We start from the raw sequence: 9,136 nt of genomic DNA, 5'->3' as shown, positions 1-9,136 counted from the left end.
AGCCTGATGGTTTCGGCGCCGCGCGCGCGCCACGGCATCGGCCGCAGCGGGCGCCGAAACCATCAGGCTCGCCGCGGTGAGGATCCCCTCGCGATGCGCCTGCTCGACGGCCTCGTTCACTTCGCGGCTCAGTCCGAAATCGTCGGCGGTGACGACGAGACGTTTCACGGTGGCTCCCAATCATGGGTGTCGAGAGGGCGAGCCCTCTCGCGGGGCCTGGGGCGGAGCCCCGGACACGAAAACGGCCGGGCTGTGAGGCCCGGCCGCGATCAGTCGAAGGACGAAAAGCTCAGGCGGCCTTGGCGGTGCCCTGGCGCTCCTTGAGGAAGCGGTAGAATTCGACGCCCTCGCGCAGGCGGCGCTTCATCATGTCGGGCGAGCGGACCATCTCGGAGACGATCGAGGCGATCTTCGGAGCACGGAAGTAGAACTTCCGGTAGAACTCCTCCACCGCCGCGAAGATCTCGGAATGCGAGAGGTGCGGGTAGTGCAGCGGCGCGATCTGCACGCCGTTCTCGTCGACGAGCTCGGCATTCGCGATGTCGAGCCAGCCGTTCTCGACTGCCTGCTTGTAGAGGAAGGTGCCCGGATACGGCGCGGCCAGCGAGGCCTGGATCGTGTGCGGGTTGATGCGCTTGGCGAAGGCGATGGTCTCCTGGATCGTCTCGCGGGTCTCGCCGGGCAGGCCGACGATGAAGGTGCCGTGGATGGCGATGCCGAGGTCGTGGCAATCCTTGGTGAACTTCTCGGCGACCTCGACGCGCATGCCCTTCTTGATGTTGTTCAGGATCTGCTGGTTGCCCGACTCGTAGCCGACCAGCAGCAGGCGCAGGCCGTTCTCCTTCAGGACCTTCAGGGTCTCGCGCGGCACGTTCGCCTTGGCGTTGCACGACCAGGTCACGCCGAGCTTGCCCAGCTCACGGGCGATCTCTTCGGCGCGGGGCAGGTTGTCGGTGAAGGTGTCGTCGTCGAAGAAGAATTCCTTCGTCTGCGGAAACTCCTTCAGGCAATACTTGATCTCTTCGATCACGTGGGCAACCGAGCGGGTGCGGTACGTGTGCCCGCCGACGGTCTGCGGCCACAGACAGAAGGTGCAGCGGCTCTTGCAGCCGCGGCCCGAGTAGAACGAGATGTAGGGGTGCTTGAGGTAGCCGATGAAGTACTTCTCCATCTCGAGATCGCGCTTGTACACGCTCGTGACGAAGGGAAGCTGGTCCATGTCCGTCATGATCTCGCGGTCCTCGTTATGGACCACGACACGGTTCTCGTCCCGATAGGACAGACCCTTGATCTCTGACATCGGGGTGCCGTCGGCGACTTCCTTGACGGTAAAGTCGAACTCGTTGCGGGCACAGAAATCGATGCAGGGGGCCTGGGCCATGGCGCCGGCGGCGTCGACCGCGACCTTGGCGCCGATGAGGCCGGCGATGAGCTTCGGGTTGGCGGCTTTCAGCGCCTCGACGGTCTTCACGTCGGACTTGAACGACGGCACCGAGGTGTGGAGCACCACGAGGTCGAAGTCGTTGGCCTGGGCCACGATCTCGGGCAGCTTGATGTTGTGCGGCGGCGCGTCGATCAGCTTCGAGTTCGGCACCAGGGCGGCCGGCTGAGCCAGCCAGGTCGGGTACCAGAACGACTTGATCTCGCGCTTGGCCTGGTAGCGCGAACCGGCGCCGCCGTCGAAGCCATCGAATGTGGGGGCCTGGAGGAAGAGCGTGCGCATCGGGTAGCGGCCTTCGGGCTCGTGTTCTTGCAGGTGAAGACGGAGTGCAGGCCGAAAACGGCGATTTGCGGTCCGTCAGGTGTTCGTCTGAAGTCTGGAATATGCTGCCGTTTCTATGAAGCGGCAGCATATTCCAGATCATTGGTATCGCATGATGTCTCCGGGAAACCGGACTCCACTTTCCCGCATCATGCTCTCGAAAGCTTAGATCGAGGTCGCGCCGGTTTCCGAACCGATGACGTGCTCCGGGATCAGCGTACCGTCAGCAACCACACGGTAATCGTGACCTTTCCATGTCACCGCACCCGAGACGAAGCTCCAGGTGAAGTTGATGAAGGACAGCATGTCACGTATCGGCAACAGCCAGTAGGCGTGGGGCGTGAGGCCGAAGGCGCTCTCGATGCGCAGGCAGAGCAGGATGCGGCAGGCGAGTGCGAGTGCGGCCACCGCGAGCGCACCGGTGCCGGCGCCCGGGACGAGGGCGGCGATCAGCGCCAGCGGGAAGGCGTGGGTCACGACCGAGCCGGCATAGCCCGCGGGGTCGACGTTGCGGATGGTGCGGTTCCAGCGCAGCTCGTGCCGCCACAGGCCCGAGAGCTCGGTGTCGACGCAGGTATGGCCGATGGTGAAATTCGGGATCGCGACCTCGCCGCCGAGCGCGCGCAGCGCCTCGCCGATGGCGTAGTCGTCGGCGAGATCGTCCTTGAAGGCCCGGAAGCCGCCGATCGCGGTCAGCGAGGCGCGGGTCATCGCGATGGTCGAGCCGAAGCAGGGCTTGGCGAGGCCGAGCGTCGTGCCGACGATGACGTTCGGGGCGAACTGCACGTCGATGGCGAGCGCCGAGAGATGGGCGAAGACGCCGCGATTGGCCGGCACGCCGTGATAGAGGCAGGTCACGCCGGTGATGCCGGGCTGCGACAGCTCGGCGACCACGCGCTCCAGGTAATCCGGCTTCACCACCATGTCGCTGTCGGCGAGCACCACCACGTCGTGGGCGATTCTCGCCGACATGTTGATGAGGTTCGAGACCTTGCGGTTCGCACCGTGCTGGCTCGGATCGATCACGAGGTCGAGGCGGAGCGCCGGAAAGGCCTCACGCAGGCGCTCGACGACCTCGATCGCCGGATCGGTCGGCTTCTGCACGCCGAACACGATCTGTACGCGGCCGGCATAATCCTGGCGGCAGAAGCTCGCGAGGTTCGCGTAGAGGTTCGGCTCACTGCCGCAGAGCGGCTTGAGGATCGTCACGGACGGACGCGCGGCGCCCTCGGGAAAAACCGGTACGGCACGGCGGGCGAAGCGGCCGGCCATCACGGCCGACATCAGCGCGTAGACGCAGCCGGCGACCGCCACGAGCAGCAGCAGGGGGGAGATCCAGGCCGAGAGGCTCGTGAGGTCCATGGCGGCGTTGCTCGGGTCCGAAAGGGTGTCGGGTGTCGCCGGCGACGCTTAGCGATCGTCTTGGGCGAAAAGCCTTGGCTGGGCGGAAAGCCCCGGCTGAAGAGCCGTCTCGGTGCGATTCAAGGCTTTGGTTTGGCGGCGAGCATCCCATCGGTGCGCTCGCGCAAATATTTCACGAGTGCGTCCGCGCCGCCCTTCTTCAGGGGCTCGTTGAAGCCGGCCCGCATCGAGGCGACCTCGCTGACCGTGCCGTTGAGCAGCACGTCCTGGATCTTGTTGTCGGCGTTGACGACGTAGTCGACATCGGTGTCGTCGCCGTCCTTGGTCGTGATCTTGGAATGGACGACCTTGGTGGCCCCGCGCGCCTCGGCGCCGGGCTTGATGTCGAACTTGCCGCCGGCGGCCTGGGACAGGCGGTTGGCGTAGAGCGTCGTGAAGTAGGTGGTGAAGGCGTCGTTGATCGCGCCCTGCTGCTCGGGCTTGAGCGCCTTCCATTTCGGGCCGACGGCGACCGGCACCATGGCGGCGGTGTCGAACACCTCCTTGAAGGTCGGGCCGATCACCTCGATGCGGCTCTTGAGGTCGCTCGAACCGCTCTTCAGCGCCTCCTCGACCTTGCCGTAGAGCTTGGTCACGGGGGCCACTGCCGGGTCGTCCTCGGCACGCGCGCCCTGGGGCGCGCCGGCCAGCGCGACGGCGCTGGCAGCGAGAAGGGCGAGGGTGGGCAGGCTGCGTCGGGTCAGGCGCACTTCTTCAGCTCTCCGCGCTCGATGTCGATGGGACGGGAATGGCCGTGGCCGTTCGCGGCAAAGCCGTAGGTGACGGGCCGCTGCGACGGCTCGACGCTGCGGCCGACGATCCGGTCGCGAAATCCGTCGGTGCCGCTGTCGTGAGGGGTCTCTTGGGTGGTCTCGGGCTGCGTGTCCACCTTGGCCTGCGCTTCGATCCGGTGCCAGAGCAGCAGGCTCGGCAGGCCGACCGAGAGGTCGGCGGCGCGCTTCACCAGCGACAGGGCGAGGGCTGCCTCGGCCGGGATGCCGAAGATGGCGCCGAGCGCGATCAGGCCGCCCTCCTGGGCGCCGAGCGCCCCGGGAACCGCGAAGGCGGCGCCGCGCACGGCCTGGGCCAGGCTCTCGATCACGATCGCTTCGAGGAAGCTGACGGGATAGCCCATGAAGTGGAGGCAGACATAGACTTCGAGGGTGCCGATGACCCAGCCGATGAGGTGGACGAACACGGCGTTGCCGACGCGCGCGCCGTTGCCGTAGAGCCGTTTCAGGCTGGCGTAGAGCACGTCGACCGCGCCGAGGGCGCGCCACTCGCGGCCCGAGGCGAAGCGGTTGAGCGCCGCCTGGATCAGACGATGGCCGCTGCGGCGCTGGATCAGGTAGAACGCGCCGAGCGCCGGCACCGCGACGACGAGGCCGCCCGAGACGGCGCGGACCACCGGACCGTCGCCTGCGAGCCAGATCAGGATGCCGAGGCCGGCGATCGTGAACAGGAGCTGCGTCAGCGCCTGAGTCATCATGTCGACGAACATCGAGGCGCCGGCGAGCCCGCCCGCCGTGCCGCGCTTGGCCAGCAGCCGCGCGCCGATGAAGTCACCGCCGACCTGCGCCACCGGCAGCAGCGTGTTGATGCCCTCGCGTACGAAACGCAGGGTGATGCAGTTGCGCAGGGTCGGGCGCTCGCGGCTCGGGAAGACGACGAACCAGCCCAGACCCGCCCAGGCCACGGCCGCAAAACGGGCCGCGATGACGGCGAGCGCGCCCCAACCCGCACTCAGCACGGCAGTCCAGACGTCCGTCAGCCCCGACGAAAGGAACAGCCCGACGACGGTACAAATGCCTGCGATCAGTGCCAGGGTCGTGAGGTGCTTCATGGCCCTCTTTCCGCTGCCGGCGATGGGGAGAAGTGTTGTCGTCTTGCCGCGATTCCGGCTCAAATCGGCCGTTCGGAGCGATCAGGATCAAGGCAAGTTGCAGCTTTAAGAAGCGCTGTCTATCACCCGCGAGACACACCGAAGGTCAAAGCGGCAGTTTAGCAACAGTTCTGCAGCAACGACCGCAGCCTTCGACAGGAAGGGGGATTATTGATGGAACGCGACGTGTCCTACATGGCCGAGACTGCCATGCTCGATGATGCACAGTCACAGAGCTACGGTGGCCTGCAGGGGCTGCGCCCGGATGTGCCGGCGCCCCAGAGCCCGGTCATGGCCTGGAACGAATGGGACCCGCTGGAGGAGGTGATCGTCGGTTCGCTCGACGGCGCCACGATCCCGACCCACCACCTCACCGTGATCTTCAACCTCCCGCGGGCCGCGCAGCCGTTCTATCGCTTCGCGAGCGGTTGGAAGTACCCGAAGTTCATGAAGAAGCTCGCGCAGCAGGAGCTCGACAACTTCATCGGCATCCTGGCGGGCGAGGGCGTGAAGGTGCGCCGGCCCGACACGGTCGACTTCTCGAAGAAGTTCAAGGCGCCGCGCTGGACCTCCCGCGGCTTTTGCGTCGCCTGTCCGCGCGACCCCTATCTCGTGATCGGCGACGAGATCATCGAGAGCCCGATGTGCTGGCGCTCGCGCTACTTCGAGGGCGACGCCTACCGCGCGCTCTTCAAGGAGTATTTTCGCGCCGGTGCCCGCTGGACCTCCGCGCCGCGCCCGCAGCTCACGGACGACCTCTACAACTACGATTACCGGGTGCCGAACCTGAAGGCCGGCGAGCCGATGCAGTTCACGGTCAACGAGTTCGAGCCGGTCTTCGACGCCGCCGACTTCGTGCGCTGCGGCCGCGACCTGTTCGTGACCCGCTCGAACGTGACGAACCTGATGGGCATCGAGTGGCTGCGCCGCCATCTCGGCCCCGGCTTCCGCATCCACGAGATCGAGAGCCGCTGCCCGCAGCCGATGCACATCGACTCGTCGTTCATGCCGCTGGCGCCGGGCAAGGTGCTGGTGAACCCGGACTACATCGACGTCGAGAAGCTGCCGGCCGTGCTCAAGAAGTGGGACGTGCTGATCGCGCCGCGCCCCGACCCGGTCTCGGGCTTCATGAGCAAGATCTCGATGTGCTCGCCCTGGACCTCGATCAACGTGCTCGCCATCGACGAGAAGAAGATCGTCGTCGACCAGAGCCAGCCGACGCTGATCAAGGCGCTCAAGGATTGGGGCTTCGACCCGATCCCGGCACCGTTCCTCAGCTACGGCCCGTTTGGCGGCTCGTTCCACTGCGCCACGCTCGACGTGCGCCGCCGCGGCGTACTGAAGTCGTACTTCTAGGGACGAAGGCCTTCGGGGGGATGTCCCGGAGGCCTTCCGACTTTCCTCAGCGGCCGTCGGCCGCGCGCGGCGACGGCGCTCTCCGACCGGCCGGACCGCGCGCGGCGGTCGGTGCAGGAGCCGCGGCCGGTGTGGCGACGGGGGCGGGTGCCGGCAGTTTCGGGATCTCGACGCCGAGACGCTTCACCGGCCAGCCGTCGGCCCAGCGCTGCATGTCGCTGAAACCCGGATCGGCCTTGAGCTTGGCCGCATCTTTTCCGGCGAAGGCGGCCGCGGCCGCCATGTCGAAGGTCCGCCAATAGGCGAGGTAGTCCAGCGCGTCGGCGCGGGCGTTGTTGATCTGCTGGACCAGTGTCGACTGCTCGCCGGTGAGCGTCACGTCCGGCGACCACTTGAACGGCGGCGGCTTGAAATCCTTCGGCTCGGGCGGGACGGTGATCGCGGTGCCGTCATAGGCAGCGTCGATCCCGGCCGGCGAAGACAGCGTCGCGGTCATCGCCGGGAAACCGTGATCGTCCGAGAGGGCGCGTACCAGGAGCTTGCGATCCGAGCCGACGGCGCTCGCGTCGCGCAGGATGCGGCGGCTGGCGACGTCGGCGGCGCGGGCATCCTTGTCGCCGATCACGGCCACCATCAGCGTGTCGGCGGGGATCGCCGCGAGATCGTTCAGGGCGATGCCGCGGGATTTCGCGTCGCGGGCGATGCCGCCGGGCATCACGGTGTAGATGAGCTTCGGCGCGGGCAGCCCGTCCGCCTGCGCGCTCGCCGCGAGGTTGGCGGCCAGCGGCGCGCCGGCGAGGTGGCCGATCAGGGCCACGCGCTTGGTGTCCGGTTTCGCGTCGGCGTCGGCGGCCAGGGTGTCGAAGGCCGATTTGAGGAGACCGGTAGCCTTCGCCGTCGCCTCGGAGGGGCGCGATCTGTTGAGTTCCTGGAAGCGGGGATACAGCACCAGCCAGCCGTTGCGGGCGAGATGATCGATCCAGCCGCCATAGGCACGCGGGTTCGTGGCGCCCCAGGCATGGAGCAGGACGGCGACCGGCCGGCCCTCGGCCGGGGCGGGACCGGACTTGTAGAAGGCGTAGGTCGAGGACGTTGCCGTGCCGAGTCCGCGCTTGACCACGGTGGCGGTCTTGTCCCCGACCCCGCCCGGCCCCTCGGCCGGCTGCGTCGGAGGCGCCGCGGCGAACGCAGGCGAAACCAGACCCGCCAAGAGGACCAGACCCGCGGTCGCGGGACGAAAAACGGTGTAGAAACGCATCGGGAACCTGATGTCTCGGTTCTCTGCCGAAATCGGCGCGCCCTCCATATCAGATATGAAGTCCAAGGCGACGACTGAAGTCTCGATACCGCGAGACCGAAACAGGCACGCTACTCGTGACCCGGTCCGTCCATCCGGCGTGCGTCGATCGTCTCTGCGAGGTCACGGAGACTGCGCGGCATTTCCTGGTCCGTCATCTCGTCGTAGAGATGGCGAAGGTCATCTCCGATACGGCCCAATAGAGAACCGTCGAAGGCACCATCCGACGCACAAGCGTGCGAAGAGAACGGCGCTGCGAAATGGTCCGAGACTGTTTTCATGAAGCGGGGGCCACTCGATCTCCTGCCTCGAAAAGAGGGGTGAATGAGAACTAACGGCCCCATTGCGGGATGTTTCCCGGCTTCGGTGGATAAGTTTTTCGACGTTGTCCGCCCCTCCCCCCGGCTTCGCCGCGGCGCGGCGCCCTCCCCGGCCGAAACGCAAGCTCTTGGGAAGACGGCGACTTTTTCGGCCGGACGACGCGGTCTGCCGTAGACTTGCGTCCTATTCGTCGCCGGTGGTGTCGTGATGCCGGGCGGCGTCTTCGAGCCAGGCCAGGATTTCCGGTGCACGCCAGGGCTTGGGGATGAAGGTCGCGGAGATCCGCAGATCGCTCGGCTGGTCGCTGGCATCCCCCGAGGTCAGCAGGATGCGGATGCGCGGCCAGGTCACGCCGATGATGCGGGCGAGCTCGAAGCCGCCGATCGTGCCGGGCGTGCGCACGTCGGAAAACACCACGGCGACGTCGTCGCCACGTTCGTTGAGGATCGCGAGGGCACGCTCCGCCGTCTCGGCCTCGATCACCTCGAAGCCGGTCTCGTCGAGCATCTCCGACGCAAGGAAGCGCTCGTCCGGCTCGTCCTCGACGACGAGGATGACGGGCTTCTTGCCCGCCGGTCGCACGTCACTCATTCCCTGACTCACGGCCGTGATGATCCCATCGCGCCGAACGGATCGGTCGATCGCCGCATCGCGACGGCGCTCGGTGCGCTGCAACGATAGAGTTCTCCTGGCCCACGTCTGTGCCGTGGGGGCCACAACGCTGGATTTATCGTTGACATCGGGGGCGGCAAGCGCCTGCGGCACCGCGATTCAGGCGACGCCGTGCCGTTTGAGGAACGCCAGCGCGCGCGCCCAGCCATCCGCTGCAGCCTCCTTCCGGTAGCTCGGACGGTAATCGGCGTGGAATCCGTGGGGTGCTTCGGGAAACACCACCAGCTCGACGGTCTTGCCGGCGGCGCGGGCCTTGTCGCGGGCCTCCTCGACGCTCGCCACGGGGATGCCGGCGTCGGCGGCCCCGTAGAGCGCCAGCAGCGGCGCGTGGATCTCGGCCGCGACGTCGCCGGCGGTCCTCGGCTGGATCGCGCTGCGCTCGCCGCCGAGCGGGCCGTACCAGGCCACCGCCGCCTTCAGGTCGGTGCGGTGGGCGTCGTAGAGC

General features: G+C 67.1%; 9 protein-coding genes. 1 reads left to right on the top strand and 8 read right to left on the bottom strand.

Going from position 1 to position 9,136, the window contains the following annotated elements:
* From FV217_RS21110 to FV217_RS21090, 5 genes are all read right to left on the bottom strand, one after another.
* Positions 1 to 168, bottom strand: a 168-nt coding sequence (locus tag FV217_RS21110) for a ChbG/HpnK family deacetylase (RefSeq protein WP_147820407.1), incomplete at its 3' end; no start/stop codon positions are given.
* Between the two features lie 121 nt (positions 169 to 289).
* Positions 290 to 1,723, bottom strand: coding sequence for a hopanoid biosynthesis associated radical SAM protein HpnJ (gene hpnJ / locus FV217_RS21105; protein ID WP_147820405.1), 1,434 nt, complete (start codon positions 1,721 to 1,723; stop codon positions 290 to 292).
* A gap of 204 nt (positions 1,724 to 1,927) precedes the next feature.
* Complete coding sequence (gene hpnI / locus FV217_RS21100) at positions 1,928 to 3,124, bottom strand: bacteriohopanetetrol glucosamine biosynthesis glycosyltransferase HpnI (RefSeq protein WP_147820404.1); 1,197 nt, start codon at positions 3,122 to 3,124, stop codon at positions 1,928 to 1,930.
* 119 nt (positions 3,125 to 3,243) lie between these two features.
* The gene (locus tag FV217_RS21095) at positions 3,244 to 3,873 is read right to left on the bottom strand and encodes an ABC transporter substrate-binding protein (RefSeq protein ID WP_147820402.1); all 630 of its coding nucleotides are present in this window, start codon (positions 3,871 to 3,873) and stop codon (positions 3,244 to 3,246) included.
* Positions 3,864 to 5,006, bottom strand: coding sequence for an HpnL family protein (locus FV217_RS21090; protein WP_147820400.1), 1,143 nt, complete (start codon positions 5,004 to 5,006; stop codon positions 3,864 to 3,866). Before FV217_RS21090 ends, FV217_RS21095 begins: the two co-directional genes overlap by 10 nt.
* A gap of 213 nt (positions 5,007 to 5,219) precedes the next feature.
* Here FV217_RS21090 and FV217_RS21085 point away from each other — a divergent pair, with 213 nt between their 5' ends.
* Positions 5,220 to 6,401 (top strand): amidinotransferase, encoded by a 1,182-nt coding sequence (locus FV217_RS21085; protein ID WP_147820398.1) that lies wholly within the window; start codon positions 5,220 to 5,222, stop codon positions 6,399 to 6,401.
* Positions 6,402 to 6,447: 46 nt separating this feature from the next.
* Here the strand turns inward: FV217_RS21085 and FV217_RS21080 are convergent, their stop codons facing one another.
* From FV217_RS21080 to FV217_RS21070, 3 genes are all read right to left on the bottom strand, one after another.
* A complete protein-coding gene (locus FV217_RS21080; protein ID WP_147820397.1) occupies positions 6,448 to 7,659 on the bottom strand; it encodes an alpha/beta hydrolase in 1,212 nt (403 codons plus the stop codon).
* Between the two features lie 543 nt (positions 7,660 to 8,202).
* Positions 8,203 to 8,610: a response regulator gene (locus tag FV217_RS21075; RefSeq protein WP_147820395.1), complete on the bottom strand. Its 408-nt coding sequence runs from the start codon at positions 8,608 to 8,610 to the stop codon at positions 8,203 to 8,205.
* Between the two features lie 180 nt (positions 8,611 to 8,790).
* On the bottom strand, positions 8,791 to 9,136 hold a 346-nt coding region (locus FV217_RS21070), incomplete at its 5' end, for a dienelactone hydrolase family protein (RefSeq protein WP_147820393.1).

The organism is Methylobacterium sp. WL9 (assembly GCF_008040035.1).
GTDB lineage: Bacteria > Pseudomonadota > Alphaproteobacteria > Rhizobiales > Beijerinckiaceae > Methylobacterium > Methylobacterium thuringiense.
This window is presented reverse-complemented; position numbering and strand designations above follow the sequence as displayed.